This window comes from Pseudomonas sp. TE50-2, from assembly GCF_040813665.1.
Lineage (GTDB): Bacteria > Pseudomonadota > Gammaproteobacteria > Pseudomonadales > Pseudomonadaceae > Aquipseudomonas > Aquipseudomonas soli.
The window spans coordinates 4,153,356-4,176,288 of sequence record NZ_JBFNXN010000001.1 but is presented as its reverse complement, the minus strand read 5'-3'; the positions used below and the strand labels follow the sequence as shown (position 1 = coordinate 4,176,288).

Here is a 22,933-nt window from a genome sequence, read left to right as displayed (position 1 = left end):
AGCTACCACCTGAGCCGGCGCTGCCCGACCGTGTCTTCGGGCCCCAGCCATTGCACGCCGCGCAGCACCGGCGTCAAACCGGCATCGGCCTGCAACACGAAATCGACCTGCGCTTGCCGGGCCGCGAGGTCGGCCTCCAGGCTCATCTGGTGCTGACCTTGGCGAACCAGGCCAGCACTCAACCGCCAGCCCTGACGGCAGTCCATCGCCAGCGAGCCCTGTCCCAGCACCAGCGACCAGGGCGTATTCAAAGCCAGGTCGGCGACGGTGATGCTGCCTGCGGCGGCCCGACAATGTTGCCCCGAGCCTTGCAGCTTGATACTGCCCTGCCATTGCCCGGCCAAGCGATAGTCGCCGCCGACGCTTGGCTGTGCGCCCAGAGCCTGGAGGTCGGCCTGCCAATGCCACGGCCAACCACTCAGGCGGCCCTGCCAGCCCTGCCCCTGGAAGCCCAGGTGCACCTGTAACTCGCGCTGCCACGGACGCCATGTCCATTGCACGGGTCCCACTGGTCCCAGCCGGGCAAACTGCCCTTGCCACAGGCTGCCGTTCACCCCCTCCGCCGGTAACCCGAACCCCGCCACCAGCCAACGCGCCGGCAGTTCGGCCACCAGGGTCAGGCAGAACACCAGGCCCAGCCAAAGGTACGCCCGCCGCCTCATGGCCGAAGCCGCAGAGTGAAACGCAGCCCCTCGGTATCTCGCTCCAGCCCCCATTGCAACGGCTGCGCGCCGTCATCGCGCAGGGCCTGCAACCAGCCCTGCAGGGCTTGCACATCGACCACCTTGCCGCGCAACAGCCAGCCCTCGTCCTCGGACTGCACCTCGGCCAATTCGATATGCCGGGCCTGGGCCGATTGGTGCAACGCTTCAAGAGTCAGCGCAGGCTGGCCTGGCTGTGCCGCCAGCGACTCGGCCAATGCCTGCCATTGCCGCTGTTCCTGCCAGAAGGCCACGCCCTCACGTAGCGCCAGCAACACCAGCAACAGCGCGACGACACCCCAGGCCAGCGATAGCCGATGCTGTCGCATCCACTCACGGCTCATGCGGCGCTCCCCAGGTCGAACACCACGCGACGCGCTTCGTCTTCCACCTGGACCTGCACGCCAGCCGCCGTGGCCATCTCCTGCCAGGGTACAACTGCACCCTCTCCCACCAGCTCAAGATGCCAACGCTGGCCATCGAAGCGCACCCCCCGCAGGTGCCAGCCGGGATGATCGTTCAACCACCCATGGACCTGTGCCTGCAACGCCTCGAGCTGGCGCAGGCGCACCTGGCTTTCACGCGCCTCGTCCTGCAGTTGCGTCAACACCCGCGCCGCCTGGCGAGGCGTCGGCTGGACGCCGGTCACAGCCTGCACCTGGGCGCGATAGAGCTGGGCCTGGCGCCACTGTTGCGCACTCCACAGCCCGCCCCACGCCAACATCAACGCCAGGCAGGCAATTGCCAGGCGCGCCTGCCCTTTTGCCAGCCGCAGGCCTTGGCGTGGCCGGCGGGCCTCGAACAAGCCGGGCAAGCCATCGAGCGGGGCCAGCACTTCGGGCCAGTCGCCGTCGATGCACTCGACCTCGCCAGGCAGCCAGGCGAGCGCGGGAGGCGGGCCAAGGCCCTGCGGCCAGGCCAGCCAGTGGGCCTGGCCTTTGTACAGGCTCATCGCTCCTCGGCGCCAATGCCAAGCCGCTTCTGCTGCACAATCGGGCAGCAACTGGAACTCGGCCCAGCAACGTTCCACGGTCAGCCCCCAGCCGGCGCACTGCCCCCGCCATTCGTTGAGCCTGCCCCGGGCCACCACCAACAAGCGCAAGTGCCCTGCGTGACGGCCGATGCAGCCGCACAGCACGTCATCGTCGCCTTGCAGCAAGCGGTCCTCGAGCAGCAAGGGCCATTCTTCGCGTTTCAGCCCTGGCGGCGCGGGCAGTTGGAAATGACTGCAATGTTCACCGGGGACGATCAGGGCAACCCGCGCCCCGAGCCCCGCCGGAGGTTCGCCCTGCCCCTGGCGCAATGGACGGCCTTGGCTGACCAACAGCCAATCCCAGACCTCACCGGGGCGCAGCAGCAGCCAGGGTTGTGCCGGCGCCCGCCGGCGCCATTCAAGCTTCATGCGCGCCCCCAGGGCAGAACGAAGGTACAGGTATAAGGTGCTCCATCACGCACTAGCTCCACGCGCACGCCCCTACCGGGGTGCGCCGGTTGATCGGAAGGCCAGGCCAGCCAACGGCCGGCCTGGTGGTAGAGAACATTCATCGCGCTGACCCGCTCCAGCCGTTCACGTAGCACCCAAACCGGTGCCGCGGCGGCATACAGGTCGGCCGAGGTTTCCAGCAGCAGCCGTTGTTCACGCGGCTCGAAGCGCAAGCGCTGGCGCTGCAGGCGCGATCCCCCTTCGGCCTGCGGCCAGGCGGCGGCGGCCACCCACAGCAGTTGCTGGCGGTCGGGCTGCCAGTCGAGCCAGCGCGTCGCCAACGGCAAACGCTGCTCGTACAGGCGGCGCAGCACCGGGCTGTCGAAGCGCCGCTCCAAGGCCAGGCAAAAATCCACTACACCGGTTTCGCTCACCTGTTCATCGAGCCGCTCGCGCACCTTCAGCCAGCCGTTGACCAACGCCGACAGCATTACCCCGAGCAAGGCCGTGAGGGCCAGGGCCACCAGCAGTTCGATCAGGGTCATGCCCGCCTGGCGCCGTTTCATGGCCGCTCCAGGAACACAGTGAACTGCCCCAGCGGCAGGCGCTGGTCGCGATCGGCATGCAACAGCAGTTCGCCACGGCGCAAGTCGCGCACACCGGTGCGGCGCAACTGCAACTGCCAATGACAGGCCTGCCCGCCCTGCACCAGCACACCGTTGTCCTGGTTGGTCGCCGGCCAATACTGCTCGACCACGAAGCGTGCCTGCAGCTCACGGGCGCACAGCAGGCCAAGGCGATGCTGCTGCACGGTTTCCTGCACCGCCAGGCGCTGGCGCAGGACCTGGCTGGTGATCACCGCGAGGACGGCGGCGATGCCCAGGGCCACGCTCACCTCCAACAGGGTGAAGCCGCGTTGCCGGCGCTTCATGGCATCGCGCTCACGCGCAACTGCCCGCCGCGGTCCCAGTCCCAGCGCTGACCGCCCTCGGCCCAGCGCCAGCGCACAGTGCCCGGACGTGACCAGCCATCGGGGGTGAACAGCAGCGCTGGCGCCTGGCTGACGGGCCAGTCCGGCCGCAAGCCCTTGGGCCAATCACCCAGTGCCACGGTTTCCACCTGCCAGTGCTCGCCTTGCCGACGGACGAACTCGGGGCGTTGACCGTTCCAGCGCAGCCCGCGCAACTGCCCGGCATGGCGCGCCAGGTCGGCCTGGGCCACGGTAGCGGCGGCCAGGCGATCGAGCGCCTGGTCGATGCTGCTTCTGCCGCTGTCGAGCCAGGCCACGGCCAGGCTGGTCATCAAGGCGGCAATGGCCAGCACCACCAGCAGTTCGAGCATGCTGAAACCGCGCTGGAGGGAGTGGGCCATAGGCTTGATCAACTTAAAGCGCCCAGTTGCCCAGGTCGGCATCGAGCCCTTCGCCGCCCGGCACGCCATCGGCGCCCAGCGAATACACATCAACCCGGCCATGCTCGCCGGGCATGCGGTACTGGTACGGTGTGCCCCACGGGTCTTCCGGCAGGCGGCGGATATAGCCGTCACTGCGCCAGCTGCGCGGCAGCGGTTCCTGGGTCGGCTTTTTCGCCAGCGCCGCCAGGCCCTGTTCGGTGCTGGGGAAGCGCAGGTTGTCCAGGCGGTACATGTCCAGCGCCTGTTCCAGGGTCGCGAGGTCGGCCATGACTTTCTGCTTCATGGCCTTGTCCTGGTTGCCCAGCACGCTGGGCGCGACCACGGCGATCAGCAGCCCGATGATGAAGATCACCACCATGATTTCCATGAGCGTGAAGCCCCGCTGGCGGTTGCGTCGTCGTTGCATCGAAGTTCTCCTTGTCACAGTTGCAATCCCTGGTTGAGCTGCATGATCGGCAGCAGCACCGCCAGCACGATGAACAGCACCACGGCGCCCATCACCAGGATCATCAGCGGTTCGAACAGCGCCATGGCGGTGTCCACCTGGCGGGCGAAGCCGCGCTCCTGGTCGTCGGCCACCCGTTCGAGCATGTCGGCCAGGGTGCCGCTGGCCTCGCCGCTGCCGACCATGTTCACCAGCAGCGGCGGAAATTCCCCGGCGTTGTCCAGCGCCCGATGCAGGCTGGTGCCGCCCTGCACCTGCTGGCGCACCTGCTCCATGGCTGCGCGGGTGCGCCGGTTGCCAACCGTCTCGGTGGCCACCTGCAAGGCTTCGAGCAGGGCCACGCCGCTGCCGCAGAGGATCGCCAGGCTGCGCGCCAGGCGCGCGCTCTCGAGCACTTGCAGCAGCGCGCCGATGCGCGGCAGGCGCAGCAGCAGGTCGTCGCGGCGCAGGCACCAGTGCGGCTTGCGCAGCAGCCAGCCGCCCAACAGTGTGAGCAGGATCGCCAGTGCCAGCAGATAGGGGCCGGCCTGCACCAGCCCCTGGCTCAAGCCGATCAGTAGCGACGTGATCAAAGGCAGGCTCTGCCCGGAGTGAGCGAACTGCTCGGTGAGCTTGGGCACCACGAAGGTCATCAGGCCGACCACCACGGCCAGCGACACGCCCATCAGCACCGCTGGGTAGATCAGCGCGGTGCGTGCCTTGTGGCGCTGGCGCTGGACCTGTTCGAGGTGGTCGGCCAGACGGCTCAGTACCTGGCCAAGGCGCCCGGAGCGCTCGCCGGCCTCGACCAGCGCGCAATACAAACCGGTGAACGGCGCGCCCTGTCGCGCCAGGCTACGCGCCAGCCCCAGGCCCTCGGCGAGGGAACCGCGCAAGGCCACCAGCACCGCGTGCAAGGCCGGTTGGCGCAGTTGCCGCTCCAGTGTGGCAAGGGCATCGACCAGGGGGATGCCAGCGCCAACCAAGGTCGCCAATTGGCGGGTCAGCTCGCACAGTTGGGCGCGGGTCAGGCGCTGACGACGTGGCTGGGCGCTGTCGTGGCGTTGCAAGTGCCGGGTGAACAGCCCCTGCTCGCGCAGCAATTGCCGCGCATGGCGCTCGCTGTCGGCCTGCACGCTGGCCTTGTGCGCCTTGCCGGCAAGATCCACGGCCTGGTAGCGATAAGTCGGCATGCTCAGCCCTGCACCACGCGCAACACTTCGGCCAGGCTGGTCTCGCCACGGGCCAGGCAATCGCTGGCCATGGCTACCAGGCTTTGCCGGCGTCCGTCCAGGTAGGCCTGCATGGCCAGTTCGCTCTCGCCGTCGTAGAGCAAGGCAACCAGCCCGGCGTCCAGCTCGATGAATTCGTACAGCCCCAGCCGGCCGACATAGCCGCTGCCCTGGCAGTGCTCGCAGCCAACCGGGTGAAAGCTTTCACGCAGGCTGCCCAGCTCCGGCCACAGCTCACGCTCGGCGCTTTGCAGCGGCTGCGCCACCGCGCAGGTGCACAGACGGCGCACCAGGCGCTGGGCCAGCACCCCGCGCAGGCACGAGGCAATCAGGAACGGCTCGATACCCATGTCGCGCAGGCGGGTCACCGCACCGACGGCACTGTTGGTGTGCAGGGTCGACAGCACCAGATGCCCGGTGAGGCTGGCCTGCACGGCGATCTGCGCGGTCTCCTGGTCGCGGATCTCGCCCAGCATGATCACGTCCGGGTCCTGGCGCAGGATGGCGCGCAAGCCACTGGCGAAGGTCAGCCCGGCACGCGGGTTGATGGCGGTCTGGCCGATGCCGGCGATGGCGTATTCGACCGGGTCCTCGACGGTGAGGATATTGCGGCTGCCGTCATTCAGGCTGTTGAGGCTGGCGTACAGCGTGGTGGTCTTGCCCGAACCGGTGGGGCCGGTGGACAGCACAATGCCATTGGGCCGCGCCAGGCAACCGCGCAAGCCACGCAGCACTGCGGCAGGCATGCCCAGGTTGTCCAGCGCCAGCAGGCTGGCCTGCTTGTCGAGCACGCGCATCACCACCCGCTCGCCATGGATGCCGGGCAAGGTCGAGACCCGCACGTCCACCTCGCGCCCGGCGGCGCGCAGGGTGATACGGCCATCCTGGGGCTGGCGCTTCTCGGCGATATCGAGCCGCGCCATGACCTTGATCCGCGACACCAGCATCGCCGACAACGCCCGTGGCGGACGCAGCACCTCGCGCAGGTGACCGTCGATGCGCAGGCGCACCACCAGGCTCTGCTCGAAAGTCTCGATATGGATGTCAGAAGCGCGCAGACGCAGCGCCTGGCCGAACAGGCCGTTGATCAGGCGGATCACCGGGGCTTCGTCATCGCTTTCCAGCAGGTCCTCGATGCGCGGCATCTCGCTCATCAGGCTGTCCAAGTCGACCTGCTCGCCGATGCCTTCGATCAAGGCCTGGTTCGCCGCCTCGCCGGCCTGGTAGAGCTGGCCGAGACGCTCGTCGAAGCTCGCGCTGTCGAGCTGCTCGACGCCCACCGGCTGGCCATGCACGCGCAGCAGTTCCTGCAACTGGTCACTGTCGGCGTCGCCGCGCAGCCACAGCTGCCAGCCATTTTCAGCCGGCGCCATGGCCACACCGCTCTGCCGCGCCAGGCGATAGGGCAGCATCACCAGTCACCGCCTTCAAGGCGTGCCCGGCTGGAGGGAAACACCTGCAGCAGCGGCAGGCCTTCAGCCAGGGCAGGCAGCTTGAGCGGAGTGTTCTGCTGCAGGCTCTGGTACTTCTGCTGGCTGATCCCGGCCAGGCTCTCGCCGTCACGCAGGATGCGCGGGCGGATGAACACCATCAGGTTCTGCTTGGTGTTCTTGCTGGCGTCGGAGCGGAACAGCCGGCCCAGGTAGGGAATATCGCCGAGCAGCGGCACGCGCTGGTTGCTGGTGGCCAGCTCGTCGCTGATCAGCCCGCCGAGGATCACCAGGCCGTTGTCCTCGACCATGACCTTGGTCTTGATCTCGCGCTTGTTGGTGATCACGTCACTGGCGGCGCTGGAGTCGGCGATCGACGACACCTCCTGGACGATGTCCAGGCGCACGCTGTCGTCGATGCTGATCTGCGGCTTGATGCGCAGCTTCACCCCGACTTCCTTGCGCTCGATGGTCTGGTAGGGGTTGGCGTTGTTCTGGGTAACGGAGCCGGTGACGAACGGCACCTCCTGGCCCACCAGGATCGACGCCTCGGCGTTGTCCAGGGTCAACAGGGTCGGTGTGGATAGCAGGTTGAAACCGCTCTTGCCCTTGAGTGCGTTGACCAGCATGGCGAAGTTGAAGCCACCACCGATATGGCCGATGCCGGCGGTGGCGCCGGTGGTGGCCGACAGCAGCTTGCCGAGTTTCTCGTTGTCGCCGCTGCTGGCGGCCCCGGCGATGCTGGCGATGTTCACCCCGTTGCCGCCGAAGTTGACGATGCCGGCGCCGAACTTCTCGTCGGCGAACAGCCACTGCACGCCCAGTTCCTGGGCGCTGCTGTCGGAAACCTCGGCGATGATCGCCTCGACCACCACCTGCGCCCGGCGAATGTCCAGCTGCTCGACGATGCTGCGGTAGGCGGCCAGCTCGCTGTCGGGGCCAACCATCACCACGGCGTTGGTGCCCTCCTCGTACTCCAGGCGGATGCCCGAGTCGCTGGCCGCCGGCACGGGCGCATCCTTGCCCTCGCCTTCCGCCGCCGGCACCGTGCCAGCCTGGCTCAGGCCGCGCAGCACCTTGACCACCTCGGCGGCATTGGCGTGGCGCAGATAGATGACCTGGGTGTTGCTGCTGCGCAGGCTGTCGCTGGGCCGGTCGAGCTGCACCAGCAGCGCCCGCACCCGCTCCCGGCTGTCGGCGCTGCCGCGCACCAGCAACGCATTGCTGCGCGGATCGGCGACCACCTGGGCGCTGTCGGCACCCTGCTCGCGGGCCAGCAGGCGAGTCACCAGGCCGGCGGTGTCGGCGGCGCTGGCATGCTTGAGCGGCATCACCTGCAACGGCTCGTCGCTGACCTGGTCGAGCTGGCGCAGCAGGCTGTCGATGCGCTCCAGGTTACTGCGCCAGTCGGTGACCACCAGCAGGTTGGCCGCCGGATACGGGGTGATCACCCCGACCCGTGGGTCGATCAGCGGCTTGAGGATGCCGAGCATCTGCTCACTGGCGGCGTTGCGCACATTGAACACGCGGGTGGCCACGCCGTCGCTGCCTTCGGCCTTCTTGCCCGCGGTTTCCACCGGCACCGGCTCCAGGCGCGCGGCCTGGTCGGGCACGATCTTCACGCTGCCGTTGGGCAGGTCCACGGCGGCGAAGCCCTGGGCGCGCAGCTGGGCAAGGAAGATGTCGTAGATGGCGTCGGCGTCGTGGCGATCAACCGTGCGCACGGTGACCTTGCCCTGCACCCGTGGGTCGACGATGAAGGTGGTGCCGGTGATGCGCGACACGCTGTCGATGAACTCACCGAGCTCGGTGTCGACGAAGTTCACCTCGTACAGTGGCGTGCCGTCGTCGGCGAAGACTTCCGGCTCTTCGGCCCGGGCCAGGGACATGCCGAGCATCAACAGCCCGGCCAGACAGTACCTTGCGATCATCATTCATCCTTGGCGCTTGAAGCCGGTCACGGCGGGGCGTGGTGGCCAGGGCAGGCGCTCGCGCCGCCCGTTGTTGTCGAAGATCAGGCCATCGGCGTCGATGTCCTGCAGCACGATGCCCGGTGCCAGGCGCTGGCCACGGCCGAGGGTGCGCACCTGCTGGCCATGGCGCAGTACCACCACGCTGGCCGACAACGGCTGAGCCTTGAGCCCGCCCAGGTAGGCCAGGGGCAGGCGGGTGAGCGGGATGCGCCCGTCGTCCACCGGCGCTTGCCAATGCTCGACCAGCAAGCCCGGCAACGGCGCCAGCGCCGGCACCGGCGCACCGGCCGGTTGCGGCTGGCGGCTGAGCAGCAGCACGCACTGCGCCGCCAGCCAGCCGGCGAGGGTCAGCAACGCGAAGCTGAAAACACGCGAGATCACGCGGCCACCTGGTGCGGGTGCCAGCCGGGGTGGCCCTGCACATAGCGCACGGCCGGCAGTTGCAAGGGGGCCAGGGCCCAGCCCGGCGCCTGGCGGGTCAGCCAGGCTTCGAGGGTCTGCCACAAGGGCGCGCCGGCCTGGGCATCGAAGTGCAGGCCAAAGGTGCGGCACAGGCCCTCGACGGGTTGCAGGCCGATGATGCGCTTGCCGTTGGGGCTGTAGCTGACCTGCCAGTCCTGGCTTTGCCAGCGCGGCAGGTCCTGGCTGTTGTCCAGCAGCAACGGGTCGCCGAACAGCTGCTCGGCGGCGTTTTCCAGCACCTGCTCGACCTGGCGCGCCGGGGCCTCGACCACCGGGGCGGGATAGCCGCCAGTCAGGCTGATCAGATGCTCGCGGGTGATCGCTTCAGCGGCTTGCAGAGGGTAGTCGTAACGCAGACCGGGCAGCAGCACCGGCATGCTCGAATCGTCGGCCAGGGCCTGGTGCAGCAGGCGGTCCCAGCTGCCGCCACGGGTATCGCGGCGCCACAATGCTTCTGGGGCACGCGCCAGCGGCTGGTCGAGCCAAGCGGCATGGCCGCTGCGCTGACGTTGCAACTCGCCGCGCAACTGGTTGGCGCGGGCCAGGGCCTGGGGGGCAAGGCTGTGCTCGAAGGCCGGGAAGAACCGCGTCTCGAACTGCCATTGGCCGCCTGCCTGGCGGCAGCGCAGACGAAACGCGCCACTGGCCCGGCAGCCAGCGAACAGCACCGGTACCCGGCGGCCGCTGGCCTGGGTGGCCTGCACCGGCGCGGGCCACAGGTCCTGGCCACGGGCGCACAGCAGCACATCCACCTCGGGTATGCGCTCGGCCAACCACAAGCCGGGGCCAGTGCCGACATCCGCCAGCGCCACCACCAGGTCGGCCTCGCGCCGGGCTTGCTGGAAGCTCGGTTGCAAGGCTTGGTACCACTGTTTGAGGGAGGCTTTCTGATCCTGCGCATAAGGGTCGGTGACGCCGACCACGGCAATGCGCACACCACCACGCTGGAACACCTGCAGCCCCTTGACGCCCAGGGCCTTGGCCTGGGCATCGGCCAGGCCGGCACCGAGGGTAATAGAGGAAGACTGGCGATAGAGCCCGGCACTGCGCTGCGGCCACAGCACACGCTCATCGCTGCTGACCCGCACCTCGCTGCCCAGCAGTTGGCTGCCCTGCACACCGCTTTCGCCCTGGGTGAGGTAGGCCAGGCCGCTGCCGTTCCAGCATTGGCCGTTCTCCAGGGTCAGGCATTGTTCGCTGCCAGCCTCGCGCCGCAGCTGTTCGAGCAGCGCGGCCAATACTGCATAGCCCCCAGTCTGGGCCTGGCCGGCAAGGCCAGCATCGAGCAACGGCGCCAGCTCAAGCTGCCCGGCACTTGCATTCGGCCCGCTCATCCACGGAGCTCGCCCAAGGTGGCTGACCGGGCCGAGGCGTGTGGCCGGCACCACGGCCTGGCACGGTTGGCGGGCGTCGAGGGTATCGGCGACATACAGCAGGTCCAGCGCGCGGTCGCCAGCGCCACCGGACATGGGCAGGGCCGAACAGGCGCCGAGCAACGGAGCCAGGGCACCGACACCCATCCAGCTGATCACTTCGCGCCTGCTCGCCATCGACTCCGCCATCCCTGTTCACATAGGGCTCCGGATATTGCGGCGCTTGCGTGACAGTTTGATGGCAGAAAACCGACGTTAATTCCAAAACAGCGCAGGTTAACGCTTTAGTAATAGCGGTGAGTTTTAAAGGCTCTTTAACAAATCTGACAATCAATCATCATACTTGCCCTCTACAGTCGCGGTTTCCTTCAACTCAGCCAAAAAAAGGACACCCTGATGAGTCGAGATACCGGCGATAACCTGGACCGCAACCAGAGCGGCAACCTGCCGATGGCCAGTGTCATGGACACTTACCTGAGCCGTCGCTCGGTGGTGCGCGGCAGCCTCGGCGCGGCCATCGCCATGATCGCCGGTGCCGGCCTGACCGGTTGCTTCGACAGCGGCGGCGGCTCGGATCACGACGATCCAGCACCGCAGCCGGAGAAACCCAAACTCAAGCTGGGCTTCAACTCCATCGCCGGCTCGCGCACCGACGCCTGCGTGGTCGCCGCCGGCTACAGCGCCTACGTGCTGGCGCCCTGGGGCACGCCGTTGAACGCCACCGCCAACCCATGGAAGGCCGACGGCAGCAACACCTCCACCGACCAGGCCAACGCCATGGGCATGCACCATGACGGCATGCACTTCTTCCCCATCAACGGCAGTTCCAGCGATGGCCTGCTGGCGATCAACTTCGAATACATCGACACCGCCGCCCTGCACCCGGCCGGCCCGACCACCGTCGCCGGCAAACGCCCGGTCGAGGAGGTGCGCAAGGAGATCAACGCCCACGGCGCCGGCGTGGTGCGCATCAGCAAAGTCGCCGGGCGCTGGCAGGTGGTCGACAACGACCCGCTCAACCGCCGCTTCACCACCGTCTCGCTGATGGATATTGCCGGCCCGATGCGCGGCACCGACCACGTCAAGACCAAGTTCTCGCCCACCGGCACCCAGTGCCGCGGCACCAACAACAACTGCGGCAACGGCTACACCCCGTGGGGCACCTACCTGACCTGCGAGGAGAACTGGCCCGGCATCTTCGTCAACAAGGGTGTGCGCCCGGCCGACCAGGTGCGTATCGGCGTCTCTTCGAGCAGTGGCCAGTACAAGTGGGAAACCGCGGCTGGTGATGCCAGCGAAGTGGCCGGCGAATTCGCCCGCTTCAACATCACCCCCAGCGGTGCCAGCGCCACCGACGACTTCCGCAACGAAGCCAGCACCTATGGCTACATCGTCGAGATCGACCCGTACACCAACAACACCCTGGCGGTGAAGCGCACCGCCCTGGGCCGCTTCCGCCATGAGGGCTGCTGCCCAGGCCTGCCGGTGGCCGGCAAGCCGCTGGTCTGGTACACCGGCGACGACTCCAACAACGAATACCTGTACAAGTTCGTCTCCGACGCGCTGTGGGACCCGGCCGACGCCAACCCAGCCGACCGTTTGGCCACCGGCGCCAAGTACATGGACAAGGGCAAGTTGTATGTCGCCCGCTTCGATGCCAACGGCACCGGCGCGTGGCTGCTGCTCGACGTGGCCACCCCGACCACGGCCGGCAGCACCCTGGGCGCGCAATTCGGCGACCTGCCGGGCATCATCCTCAACACCCGTGGCGCTGCCGACGCCGTGGGCGCCACGCCCATGGACCGCCCCGAGTGGACCGCCGTCAACCCGCTCAACGGCGATGTCTACCTGACCCTGACCAACAACAGCGCGCGCACCGCGGCCAAGGTCGACGCGGCCAACCCACGCGGGCCGAACCGCCACGGCCACATCATCCGCTGGCACGACAGCGACGACCACAAGACCTTCACCTGGGACATCTTCGTGTTCGGCGCCAACGCCGCCGGTGCGCCGGACATCAACCGCTCGGGCCTGACCGAACTGAACCAGTTCGCCAGCCCCGACGGCATGAGCTTCGATAGCCGCGGCGTACTGTGGTTCGAGACCGACAACGGCGAAGCCACCCTGACCAGCTACACCAACGACCAGGTGCTGGCAGTGATCCCCACCGACCTGGTGGACGCCAACGGCAAGCAGGTCCCGGTCAACGCCACCAACCAGGTGGACCTGCGCCGCTTCTTCGTCGGGCCGAATGGCTGCGAGGTGACGGGGATTGCCTTCACCCCGGACAACAAGACCATGTTCGTCAACATCCAGCACCCGGACAACTGGCCAAGCACCGACAAGGCCACCGACGTCACGCCGGCCGGCACCCCGGTGCGGCCACGGGCTTCGACGGTGGTGATCCAGCGTAACGATGGCGGGGAGATCGGCACGGCCTGATCGAGTCGACCCGCGTTCCCACTGTGACAAACGAAAAAGCCGCCCATGGGCGGCTTCTTTCGATTCGACTGAGGCTCAGTAGACCTCGAGGTTCCAGCCCACCGGTTCGACGGGCTCCCCCTTGAGGATCTTCTCGGCCCGCTCGGCCATAGCCTTGCACAACTCCTCGCCTGTCATCTCACGCTTCTTGGCAGTGTTGGCGGGCGTCGGTTTGCGAACCAGCGGTGTACGCAGCTCAATTCTCATATTCATGCTCCTTGTCGCAGGGCACGCCTTGCGCGCCAGCGTAGCCTGCCTCAGGCGAGACTAGCATCTTGCCCAAATGGTAGCAGACAGGGTTCATCAACTGCACGAACAGGTCTGCACGGTCTGCATTCATCAGCATGTTCTCGGCATTTTTGCTGACGTTCAAGACTCCCATCAATGCGCCCTGATGATAAAGGGGCAGGCTGATCAGCGATTTCGCATGATCAAGCTTGCGGTAGTAATCCTTTACCTGTTGCTCGTATCTGGGATTGATTTCGCTGTTGATGATTTTCTGATTGGCGAACCACAGTGCCATGGTTTCATTGATGTTCGGTACATAGCCAGGTTGGCCGGTCGCCGCCGCTCGCGCCGGCCCCGGGAGGTTTGGATGATGGAACGATGGGTCATAGCACGCCGTTCGAGTGAATGGCAGGCAGATCTGCTCGGCCGACGCATCGGGACGCCCGGGGCATGATGAGTTGACGGACAGACCGGTGTCCTGGATGAACAGGATGCCCGAACAGCGCTCGATCACCACGTCATAGGATTGGTTGTGCAGAAAGAACTCATACTGAAGCAACCAGTTCTGCAATGCGTATGAGTCCTGGCTGGCAAAAGTTTGCGCCTCATCACCCAAGGCCAGGTCGCGTACCGGGGTCAGGGCAATTTCGTCCCGATACAGGACCCGCATGATGTTCGCATGGTAAGTGACGAAGCGGTTGGATGCCGAGACGCCATCCCACAGCCTGGTCAGGCTCAGGATGATCGACATGATGGTTCGAATGCGCTGCACGATCGTTTCCGGGCTGAGCGTGCGAGCCTCGTACTTGGTCAACTGACGCAACTCGCCGATGGTTCTCAGCGCATCCACATAGTCATTGATGAACTGCCGGGGCGGCAGATTGGTCAGACGCCCTTCCATCTCCCGGCGTTGACGCTCCAGGTCGGCTTCCTTGCGACGCGCGATATCCGTCAGACCCAGCTCGCGCAACCACACCAGCAGAAGCGCAACCACTGTCAGGCAGAGCGCAATGATGGAGTGCGCGTAGGTTTCCGGCACAGGGAGCGATGTGTCATCGATCAGGTACTTGCACTGTTCGAGTATCGGTGTGCTGCAGATCGATACGAATCCCGCGCTGCCGACAGAGAACACTGCCAGCAGGATCGACCCGGCGGCAGACGCAAAGCACTTCGAGAGCCCTGTCCGGAATCGCCCGTCAATGGCCACACCGTCACTCAGGGCCTGGAGGGTTTTCTCGCCCCAACCGGGGCGGGTGGTGTTCGGCATGAGAGGTGAATATCCGGTAAACCAATGGTCGGCGGGTAGCTTAGCCGCCCGCGTCACCGGCCATGCTGAACAGATCGCCTCATCCGACATTTCCTACGATACCTAGCGAATTTCCAACCATCAGTAACAAAGTCTCACCCGGCAACGGGCTCCCGCCCCCTGACTCGCACCTGCTGCGCCGGCACCCGCGCATGCCATTGCACCACGCCCAGTGCCTCGATCTGGAACTGGCTGCGCAGCGTGCGCCCCTCCTCCTCGAACGACAGCTGCAGGACGAAATGGCCGCTGTTGAGCAGCAACCCTTCGCTTAGCCGGGCGAAGGTCTCGTCATCCACCGCCCCCAGCGCCTGGCGCAAGGCCGCGGCATCGACATACCCGGCCGCCGGGCGGCCACTGATCACGCGGCTGAGCATCGAACGGGAGAACCGTCCTTCGTACATCGCCTCCAGTAACGGCAGGTGCTCCAACCCCAGGGCATTGGCATTGAGCCGCCAGCCGCTGGTCGACGGCAGCGCGCAGAGCATTCGATAGCGGCCTTGCCGAGCACTGTCCGGCTCCAGCAGCAGGTTGAGTTCACTGGTGTCGAGCATGGGCTGGTTGGCCGCCAGCCGCGGTGGTTGCTGGCGCAGGTACTGGGCGCTCTCGGCGCCCTGCAGACGGGCATCGCTGTCGGCGTCCAGCCAGTCGGCCAGGGCATCGACCAACCGTTCGGCAGCCATGTCATCACCCAACAGCTGGCGCAACTGGCGCTCGGCCCGTGGGCCATCCTCCCCCAGCAGGGCGTTGACGTTGAAGCAGCTGTGCTGGTCGATCACCCGCAACTGCGCCTTGCCGGCGCCAAAGTCATAGGCCAGCGGCTGCCCGCGCAGGGCCTGCCAGAACAGCGGGCTGGCGCGCCAGGCCGGATCGCGCAGGGCCTGGGAGGCATAGGCCAGCCCCGCCTGCTCCATGGCCCGTACCTGCACCCGCTGGTGCAGCAGGCGCACCGCATCCACCTGGCGCCGGCCATCCTCCACCAACCAGGCCAGCCCCGCCGCCAGCATCGCCAGCACCACCAGCACCATCAACAGTGCCGCGCCCCGTTGTCGCCTGCGCCCCATCCCTGTCTTCCCGTGGCCGCTGAAAAGCGCCAGTCAACACGCCGGTTGTTGCAGGCAGATGGCAGTCATGTGCCCGTCATCTGCGCAGGGCAGGATTGGCCTTCCTTTTTCTTTGACCTGACAGGAGTGGTCTTACATGGGTGGCATCGGAATCTGGCAATTGGTGATCGTGCTGTTGATCGTCTTCCTGCTGTTCGGCACCAAGCGTCTCAAGGGGCTGGGCGGTGATGTGGGCGAGGCGATCCAGGGCTTTCGCAAGTCCATGGGCGGCACTGCCGACAACACTGTCGAGCAGCAGCCGCAAGTGCTGAACAATCAGCCGGTACAACAGACACAAACGGATCGTCAGGCCTGATGTTCGAGATCGGCTTCACCGAACTGCTGTTGGTGGGCATCGTCGCCCTGCTGGTGCTCGGCCCCGAGCGCCTGCCGGTGGCGGCGCGGACCCTGGGCCGTGGGCTGGGCCAGGCCCGTCGGGCACTGAATGCGTTGAAGGCGCAGGTGGAACGGGAGATCGACATGCCCGCCCTGGATGCCGCGCCGTTGCAGCGCCTGGAGCAGGAGCTGCGCCAAGGCATCCAGCTTGACGCGACGCCGGCCAATGACCCGACACCAGTCGCCCACGCCAAGGAGAGCGCTTGATGTCCCTCGCTCTCGACCAGGCGGCGCGCATGCCGCTGACCGATCATCTGCGGGACCTGCGCAAGCGCCTGGTGCGCTGCCTGCTGCTGATCGCGCTGGTGTTCTGCGGGCTGTTCCCCTTTGCCCAGACGCTGTACACGCACATCTCCGAACCGCTGCGCCGTTACCTCCCAGAAGGCGCCAGCATGATCGCCACCAGCGTCACCTCGCCGTTTCTTGCGCCGTTCAAGCTGACGGCGATGTGCGCGCTGTTCGTCGCCATGCCGCTGCTGCTGCACCAGGCCTGGGGCTTCATCGCCCCGGGGCTGTACCGACGTGAACGGCGTATCGCCCTGCCGCTGCTGGTGTCGAGCATCGTGCTGTTCTATGGCGGCATGGCGTTCGCGTTCTTCCTGGTGTTCCCGATGATGTTCGGTTTCTTCGCCAGCGTGACCCCGGACGGGGTCGAAATGATGACCGACATCGGCCTGTACCTGGACTTCATCCTGGCGCTCTTTTTGGCGTTCGGCCTGGCCTTCGAGATCCCGGTGGCGACCTTCATCGTGGTCTGGGCGGGGCTGACCGACGTGGCCACGCTGCGGCGCAGCCGGCCTTATGTGATCGTCGGCTGCTTCGTGGTGGGGATGATCCTGACGCCGCCGGATGTGTTTTCCCAGACCATGCTGGCGGTGCCGATGTGGGTGCTGTTCGAGGTGGGGTTGCTGGCGTGTGGGTTGGTGCGACGTATGGAGTAAAAGGCAGGAGCCATTACTTGGTCGGGTGGCAGCCGTACACGGAGTGAGAACCGGTCACGAAGAAAACCGATCAGGCAATGCCTGCCCGCCTACGGCTGCCATGGCAGAGCAGCGATCTTCGTTATACGGACTCTCACGCCCGATTAAGGTGGCAGCCATGAACGGGGTGAGAATCCGGGGCACAAGAAACCCGGTCAGACCGAAGTCTGCCCGTGCACGGCTGCCATGAAGGGACTGCCGAAAAACCTGTACTCCAGGATTCTCACATCCTGGTCACCATATCTGGCGACCAGGTGAAGTTATCCCCGGGGTCTTTCCCCGACAACGCAGCAGCTTCCGGCAAGCACGTAGGGTAGTTCCCAAGCTTTTCTGGCTGAAGCATTTGGTTTCAGGTTCGGAAATATCTGACAGGACGCTGGGGCTGCTAAGCAGCCCTTTCGCCGGCAAGCCGGCTCCCACAAAAAGCAAGCTGGGGTTGACTCTGGGACAGCCGGCTTGTCGTGGCGACGAACCGCGACGAAAGGGTCGCGAAGCGGCCCCAGCCATCTGATCAGGCACACCAATCCAGACCAGTGGTATTGACCTGGTATTAAAGTGGTATTAATTTTCATCCCACAACAATACCGGACACCGCCCATGCGTCCTCTAACCGCCCTGCGCCCCGACGACACCAGCGCCACCCCGCTCTACCTGCAGCTGGCACGCAACCTGGAGCAGGCCATCCATGCCGGCCAGTGGACCGCCGACCAGGCCCTGCCCTCGGAGCGCACCCTCAGCGAAACCCTGGACATCTCCCGGGTCACCGCGCGCAAGGCCCTCGAAGTCCTGCTCGAACAAGGCCTGATCCAGCGCATCCAGGGCTCCGGTACCTTCATCACGCCACGCCTCGAACAACCCCTGTCGCGCCTGTCGAGCTTCAGCGAAATGCTGCGCATGAAAGGCTTCGTGCCCAGCTCGCAGTGGCTGGAGCGCAGCATCGGCACGCCGAGCAGCGACGAACTGATCCGCCTCGGCCTGTCGCCCACCGACCAGGTGGCCCACCTCAAGCGCCTGCGCAAGGCCGACGACATCGTCATGGCGGTGGAGGTCAGCACCCTGCCCGCCCGCCTGCTCGGCGACCCGCAGGCCATCGGCGATTCGCTGTACCAGCACCTCGACCAACTTGGCCGCCCGGTGGTTCGCGCCCTGCAACATATCCGCGCGATCAACGCCAGCGACGAACTGGCCGCCCAGGTGGGCATCGCCCCCGGCACCGCCATGCTGCTGATGACCCGGATCGGCTACCTCGACGACAACACCGCCATCGAGCTGACCGACACCTACTGCCGCAACGACTACTACGACTTCGTCGCCGAACTGCGACGCTGACCGGAGCCTCCATGGACATCGCCAACATCCTCACCCCCGACGGCTGGGTGCGCGGACAACTGCACCTCGAAAACGGCCGCATACAGGCCATCGAGGGCACGCCGTGCGACCCGCTGGCCAACGACCTGCCGTACCTGTTGCCCGGTTTCATCGACCTGCACGTGCATGGCGGCGGCGGCAGCGACATCATGCAGGGCGGTGAGGCCTTCGCCACCATCGCCCGCACCCATCGGCGCTTCGGCACCACCTCGCTGCTGGCCACCACCATGACCGCGCCACGCGAGGAACTGGCCCACGTGCTGGGCGAGCTGGGCGCGCACCTCAAGCAACCGCGCCAGGGCGCGCGCATTCTCGGCGTGCATCTGGAAGGCCCGTATATCAACCCCGGCAAGCTCGGCGCCCAGCCGAACTTCGCCCACCAGGCGCTGCTCGACGAAGTCGAGGAATACCTGGCCCTGGCACCGATCAAGGTTATCACCATCGCCCCGGAAATCGCCGGGCACCTGCCGCTGATCCAGGCCTTGAGCCAGCGCGGCATCCGCCTGCAGATCGGCCACACCCTGGGCAGCTACGAGGAAGGCGTGGCGGCCCTGGAAGCCGGCGCCAGCAGCTTCACCCATCTGTACAACGCCATGAGCCCGCTGCACCACCGCGAGCCGGGCATCGTTGGCGCGGCCCTGGCCCACGCCCGCTACGCCGAGCTGATCCCGGACCTGCTGCACGTGCACCCCGGGGCGATCAAGGTGGCCCTGCGCGCGATCCCGTGCCTGTACTGCGTCACCGACTCCACCGCCGCCGCCGGCATGCCCGACGGCGAATACCGCCTGGGCAGCCACACCGTGACCAAGTGCCTGGGCGGCGTGCGCCTGCCCGACGGCACCCTGGCCGGCAGCACCCTGACCATGGACCAGGCCCTGCGCAACCTGGTGAAGATCGGCCTGCCCCTGGCCGAGGCCTCCGCGCGCCTGTCCCGTTACCCCGCTGATTACCTCGGCATCGCCGACCGTGGCCGCCTGCAACCGGGCGCCTGGGCCGACGCGGTGCTGCTCGATCGCCAACTGAACCTGACCGCCGTGATGGTCGAAGGAGAAACCGCATGAGTTCAAGGATGCTCGAAGAAGCCCGCAGCTGCGCCGATGTCGTCGAACGACAGAACCAGGCGCTGGACCCGCGCCTGGAAACCCTCAGCGAACAACTGCGTCGGCTCGACCCACAGGTGGCACTGACCGTGGCCCGGGGCAGTTCGGACCACGCCGCCAGTTACTTCGCCTATGTCGCCATGCAGCAACTCGGCCTGCCAGTGGCGTCGCTGCCGATGTCGGTGGTGACCTTACAACAGGCGCCGTTGCGGGTACGCGGCCAGGTGGCGCTGGGCTTCTCGCAGTCAGGGCAGAGCCCGGACCTGGTCGACAGCCTGCGTCGCCTGAACCAGTGCGGCGCGACCACCGTATCGCTGGTCAATGCCGAGGGCTCGCCGCTGGAACAGGCCTGCCAGCATCACTTGCCGCTGGGCGCCGGCCCCGAGCTGTCGGTGGCGGCGACCAAGAGCTTCGTCGCCACCCTGAGCGCCAGCGCCCGCCTGGTCGCCCATTGGGGCCAGGACCGTGCCCTGCTGGCAGCCGGCCTTGCCCTGCCCGCGCAATTGCGTGAAGCCGCCGCCCAGGACTGGAACCCGGCCCTCGACACCTTGCGCGACGCCGAACGGCTGATGGTGATCGGCCGTGGCGCCGGCTTTGCCATCGCCCAGGAAGCGGCGCTCAAGCTCAAGGAAACCTCGGTGATCCAGGCCGAGGCCTTCAGCAGCGCCGAAGTGCGCCACGGCCCCATGGCGCTGATCGACGCCCAGTACCCGCTGCTGGTGTTCGCCCCGCGCGGCGTCGAGCAGGCCGGGCTGCTGCAACTGGCCGCCGACATGCGCCAGCGCGGCGCCCATGTGCTGCTGGCGGCGCCCGCCGATATCGCCGGGCGCGACCTCACCCTGAGCTGCGCCGAACACCCGGCCCTGGACCCGCTGCTGGCGATCCAGAGCTTCTACGTCATGGCCGCGGCCCTGGCCGAGGCCCGTGGCCTCGACCCCGACCAGCCGCGCCACCTGAGCAAAGTGACCTGCACGCAGTGAAGCCGCGAGGAACAGCGCATGCCCGACAATAACAAGATCATCCTCCATGCCCCACTCGCCGGGCCGCTGGTGCCGCTGGAGCAGGTGCCGGACCCGGTGTTCAGCAGCGCCACCCTCGGTGACGGCGTCGCCATCGACCCACTCAACGATGTGCTGCACGCCCCATGTGCCGGCGAGGTGGTGCAACTGGCTCGCACCGGCCACGCGCTGACCCTGCGCGCGGCCAACGGTGCGGAAATCCTCCTGCATATCGGTGTCGACACCGTGCAACTGCAGGGGCGTGGCTTCTCGCCATTGGTGGCGCTGGGCGACCAGGTCAGCCAAGGCCAGCCGCTGGTGCGCTTCGACATGGACCTGGTAGCGCAGCACTGTGTCAGCCTGGTCACCGTGATGCTGATCAGCAATGGCCCTGGCTTTGGCCTGAGGCGACTGGAGGCAGGCAATGCGCAGTTGGGCGTGGCGCTGCTGGAGATCGAGGCCACGGGTGGCGAAGCGCATGCCCGGCCGATCAGCCATGAAAGCGCGTGCGGTCATGCCCGGGTCGCTCATCACGGCGGCCTGCACGCCCGCCCCGCCGCCTTGCTGCGCCAGACTGCGCAAGGTTTCCAGAGCCATGCCGTGCTGCGCTTCGCCGAGCGCGAGGCCGACCTCGACAGCCTGGTGGCGGTCATGGGCCTGGGCGTTGGCGAAGGTGCCGAAGTCGAACTGATCTGCACCGGGCCGGACAGCCAGGCCGCGCTGCAGGCGCTGATCACCGCCGTGCAGACGGCCTCGGTCGGTGAGCGCCATGCCGCGCACGCGCCGACCAGCACCGCCATGCCCAAGCCCGCTGCCGGGCCCGGCATGCTAACCGGTGTCTGCGCCGCCCCCGGCCTGGCCCAAGGGCCGTTGGCCCGGCTGGACGGGGTCAGCCTGCCGCCCGACAACGGCGACAACGACCCCGCCGCACAGCACCAGGCGTTGAACACAGCCTTGGCCGAAGTGCGTCATGCCATTGACCGCGACTGGCGCCACCTGCCACGCGGCCAGGAGGACGCGGCCGCGATCCTCGAGGCCCACCTGGCCTTGCTCGACGATCCGGCCCTGCTCGGCGACGCCCGCCAGCATATCGCCAACGGCGTCGCCGCCAGCCATGCCTGGAGCCGTGCCATCGATACCCAGTGCCAGATCCTGCGCAGCCTGGGCAACCCGTTGCTGGCCGAGCGCGCCAACGATCTGTACGACCTGCAACAGCGCGTGCTGCGGGCCTTGCTTGGTGAAACCCGGCAACTGCGCCTGCCGCCCTCGGCCATTGTCGTCGCCCATGAACTGACGCCCTCCGACCTGCTGCTACTGGCCCGCCACGAGGTCGCCGGGTTGTGCATGGCCGCAGGCGGCGCCACCTCGCACGTCGCCATCCTTGCCCGCGCCCGCGGCCTGCCGTGCCTGGTGGCTGTGGGCGAAGCGCTGCTGGAGCTGCCCGCCGGCACGCCGCTGGTGCTGGACGCCGACCAGGGCCGCCTGGAAACCGAGGCTGATGCGCAGCGCCTGGCCGAGGTGCAGCGTCATGTGCAACAGCGCCGCGAAACCCGCCAACGCCAGCAGGCCGCCGCCCAACAGAGCGCCCGCACCCGCGATGGCCAAGTAATCGAGGTTGCCGCCAATGTCGCCAGTGCCGAGGAAACCGCCGAGGCCTTGGCCCTGGGTGCCGACGGCATCGGCCTGCTGCGCAGCGAGTTCCTGTTCATCGACCGCCCCACCGCGCCGGACGAGAGCGAGCAGCGCAGCGCCTACCAGGCCGTACTCGATGCCATGGCCGAACGCCCAGTGATCATCCGTACCATCGATGTGGGCGGCGACAAGCAGCTAGACTACCTGCCCCTGCCGGCCGAGGCCAACCCGGTGCTGGGCCTGCGCGGCATCCGCCTGGGCCAGGTGCGCCCGGAACTGCTCGACCAGCAGTTGCGCGCGCTGCTGCAAGTCAGCCCGCAACAGCGTTGCCGGATCATGTTGCCGATGGTGACCGAAGTCGACGAGCTGATCGCCATCCGCCAGCGCCTGGACCGCCTGGCCGGTGAGCTGGGCATCAGGCAACGCGCCGAGCTGGGGGTGATGATCGAGGTGCCGGCCGCGGCGCTGCTCGCCGAGCGCCTGGCCGAACATGCCGATTTCTTCTCCATCGGCACCAACGACCTGTCCCAGTACACCCTGGCCATGGACCGCGACCACGCCGGCCTGGCTGCGCGGGTGGATGCCTTGCACCCCGCCTTGCTGCGCCTGATCGAGCTGACCTGCCAGGGCGCGGCGAAGCACGGGCGCTGGGTCGGCGTGTGCGGTGCGCTGGCCTCCGACCCGCTGGCCACGCCGGTGCTGGTCGGGCTGGGGGTGGCCGAGCTGTCGGTCAGCGCGCCGCAGATCGGTGAGATCAAGGCGCAGGTGCGCCAGCTCGATGCAGCCGCCTGCCGTCGCTTCAGCCAGGGCCTGCTGGGCTTGTCCAGCGCCGCCGCGGTGCGCCAGGCCTGCCGCGACTTCACTGCCCAGTCTCACGCCCAACCGGCCGCCGCCGCGGCCCTACAACAATAAT

At 67.2% G+C, this 22,933-nt stretch carries 23 protein-coding genes; 8 read left to right on the top strand and 15 right to left on the bottom strand.

The features are described from left to right. Positions 1-2: 2 nt before the first annotated feature. The 12 genes from AAHK21_RS19120 to AAHK21_RS19065 are packed head-to-tail and all read right to left on the bottom strand — an operon-like array spanning position 3 to position 10,620. Entirely contained in the window at positions 3-662 is a 660-nt protein-coding gene (locus tag AAHK21_RS19120) for a hypothetical protein (RefSeq protein WP_367858051.1), read from the bottom strand. Next, a complete protein-coding gene (gspM, locus tag AAHK21_RS19115; RefSeq protein ID WP_367858050.1) occupies positions 659-1,045 on the bottom strand; it encodes a type II secretion system protein GspM in 387 nt (128 codons plus the stop codon). The genes AAHK21_RS19120 and gspM overlap by 4 nt, the downstream gene beginning before the upstream one ends. Then, entirely contained in the window at positions 1,042-2,103 is a 1,062-nt protein-coding gene (locus AAHK21_RS19110; RefSeq protein ID WP_367858049.1) for a GspL/Epsl periplasmic domain-containing protein, read from the bottom strand. Before AAHK21_RS19110 ends, gspM begins: the two co-directional genes overlap by 4 nt. Beyond that, a complete protein-coding gene (locus tag AAHK21_RS19105) occupies positions 2,100-2,690 on the bottom strand; it encodes a prepilin-type N-terminal cleavage/methylation domain-containing protein (RefSeq protein ID WP_263160191.1) in 591 nt (196 codons plus the stop codon). Before AAHK21_RS19105 ends, AAHK21_RS19110 begins: the two co-directional genes overlap by 4 nt. Then, entirely contained in the window at positions 2,687-3,055 is a 369-nt protein-coding gene (locus AAHK21_RS19100) for a type II secretion system protein (protein ID WP_094011662.1), read from the bottom strand. Before AAHK21_RS19100 ends, AAHK21_RS19105 begins: the two co-directional genes overlap by 4 nt. Beyond that, positions 3,052-3,495, bottom strand: a complete 444-nt coding sequence (gspH, locus tag AAHK21_RS19095) for a type II secretion system minor pseudopilin GspH (RefSeq protein WP_367858048.1) — start codon at positions 3,493-3,495, stop codon at positions 3,052-3,054. The genes AAHK21_RS19100 and gspH overlap by 4 nt, the downstream gene beginning before the upstream one ends. A gap of 13 nt (positions 3,496-3,508) precedes the next feature. Then, positions 3,509-3,943, bottom strand: a complete 435-nt coding sequence (gspG, locus tag AAHK21_RS19090) for a type II secretion system major pseudopilin GspG (RefSeq protein WP_046854352.1) — start codon at positions 3,941-3,943, stop codon at positions 3,509-3,511. Between the two features lie 14 nt (positions 3,944-3,957). Beyond that, positions 3,958-5,154 (bottom strand): type II secretion system inner membrane protein GspF, encoded by a 1,197-nt coding sequence (gene gspF, locus AAHK21_RS19085; RefSeq protein WP_367858047.1) that lies wholly within the window; start codon positions 5,152-5,154, stop codon positions 3,958-3,960. 2 nt (positions 5,155-5,156) lie between these two features. Then, positions 5,157-6,605: a GspE/PulE family protein gene (locus AAHK21_RS19080; RefSeq protein WP_367859006.1), complete on the bottom strand. Its 1,449-nt coding sequence runs from the start codon at positions 6,603-6,605 to the stop codon at positions 5,157-5,159. Beyond that, entirely contained in the window at positions 6,605-8,554 is a 1,950-nt protein-coding gene (gene gspD / locus AAHK21_RS19075) for a type II secretion system secretin GspD (RefSeq protein WP_367858046.1), read from the bottom strand. Before gspD ends, AAHK21_RS19080 begins: the two co-directional genes overlap by 1 nt. A 3-nt stretch (positions 8,555-8,557) precedes the next feature. Continuing rightward, a complete protein-coding gene (locus AAHK21_RS19070; RefSeq protein ID WP_367858045.1) occupies positions 8,558-8,977 on the bottom strand; it encodes a pilus assembly protein PilZ in 420 nt (139 codons plus the stop codon). Beyond that, positions 8,974-10,620: a lipoprotein UxpA gene (locus AAHK21_RS19065; protein WP_367858044.1), complete on the bottom strand. Its 1,647-nt coding sequence runs from the start codon at positions 10,618-10,620 to the stop codon at positions 8,974-8,976. The genes AAHK21_RS19070 and AAHK21_RS19065 overlap by 4 nt, the downstream gene beginning before the upstream one ends. A 207-nt stretch (positions 10,621-10,827) precedes the next feature. Between AAHK21_RS19065 and AAHK21_RS19060 the strand changes: the two genes are divergently transcribed. Continuing rightward, entirely contained in the window at positions 10,828-12,873 is a 2,046-nt protein-coding gene (locus tag AAHK21_RS19060; protein ID WP_367858043.1) for a PhoX family phosphatase, read from the top strand. Positions 12,874-12,948: 75 nt separating this feature from the next. Here AAHK21_RS19060 and AAHK21_RS19055 read toward each other — a convergent pair whose 3' ends face one another. The 3 genes from AAHK21_RS19055 to gspK all read right to left on the bottom strand — a co-directional run bounded on the left by AAHK21_RS19055 (position 12,949) and on the right by gspK (position 15,507). After that, a complete protein-coding gene (locus AAHK21_RS19055) occupies positions 12,949-13,119 on the bottom strand; it encodes a hypothetical protein (protein ID WP_203650986.1) in 171 nt (56 codons plus the stop codon). Next, the gene (locus tag AAHK21_RS19050) at positions 13,109-14,407 is read right to left on the bottom strand and encodes a hypothetical protein (protein WP_367858042.1); all 1,299 of its coding nucleotides are present in this window, start codon (positions 14,405-14,407) and stop codon (positions 13,109-13,111) included. Before AAHK21_RS19050 ends, AAHK21_RS19055 begins: the two co-directional genes overlap by 11 nt. A 134-nt stretch (positions 14,408-14,541) precedes the next feature. Beyond that, positions 14,542-15,507, bottom strand: coding sequence for a type II secretion system minor pseudopilin GspK (gene gspK / locus AAHK21_RS19045; protein WP_367858041.1), 966 nt, complete (start codon positions 15,505-15,507; stop codon positions 14,542-14,544). Between the two features lie 136 nt (positions 15,508-15,643). Between gspK and tatA the strand changes: the two genes are divergently transcribed. The 7 genes from tatA to ptsP all read left to right on the top strand — a co-directional run bounded on the left by tatA (position 15,644) and on the right by ptsP (position 22,932). Continuing rightward, on the top strand, positions 15,644-15,862 hold the full coding sequence (tatA, locus tag AAHK21_RS19040) for a twin-arginine translocase TatA/TatE family subunit (RefSeq protein WP_046854345.1): 219 nt from the start codon (positions 15,644-15,646) through the stop codon (positions 15,860-15,862). Continuing rightward, positions 15,862-16,149, top strand: a complete 288-nt coding sequence (tatB, locus tag AAHK21_RS19035) for a Sec-independent protein translocase protein TatB (protein ID WP_046854344.1) — start codon at positions 15,862-15,864, stop codon at positions 16,147-16,149. Before tatA ends, tatB begins: the two co-directional genes overlap by 1 nt. Then, positions 16,149-16,883: a twin-arginine translocase subunit TatC gene (tatC, locus tag AAHK21_RS19030; protein ID WP_367858040.1), complete on the top strand. Its 735-nt coding sequence runs from the start codon at positions 16,149-16,151 to the stop codon at positions 16,881-16,883. Before tatB ends, tatC begins: the two co-directional genes overlap by 1 nt. Before the next feature lie 636 nt (positions 16,884-17,519). Beyond that, complete coding sequence (locus AAHK21_RS19025) at positions 17,520-18,251, top strand: GntR family transcriptional regulator (protein ID WP_038706720.1); 732 nt, start codon at positions 17,520-17,522, stop codon at positions 18,249-18,251. 11 nt (positions 18,252-18,262) lie between these two features. Continuing rightward, complete coding sequence (gene nagA, locus AAHK21_RS19020) at positions 18,263-19,351, top strand: N-acetylglucosamine-6-phosphate deacetylase (RefSeq protein ID WP_367858039.1); 1,089 nt, start codon at positions 18,263-18,265, stop codon at positions 19,349-19,351. After that, positions 19,348-20,370: an SIS domain-containing protein gene (locus AAHK21_RS19015; RefSeq protein WP_367858038.1), complete on the top strand. Its 1,023-nt coding sequence runs from the start codon at positions 19,348-19,350 to the stop codon at positions 20,368-20,370. Before nagA ends, AAHK21_RS19015 begins: the two co-directional genes overlap by 4 nt. Before the next feature lie 18 nt (positions 20,371-20,388). Further along, the gene (ptsP, locus tag AAHK21_RS19010; RefSeq protein WP_367858037.1) at positions 20,389-22,932 is read left to right on the top strand and encodes a phosphoenolpyruvate--protein phosphotransferase; all 2,544 of its coding nucleotides are present in this window, start codon (positions 20,389-20,391) and stop codon (positions 22,930-22,932) included. Position 22,933: the final 1 nt, after the last annotated feature.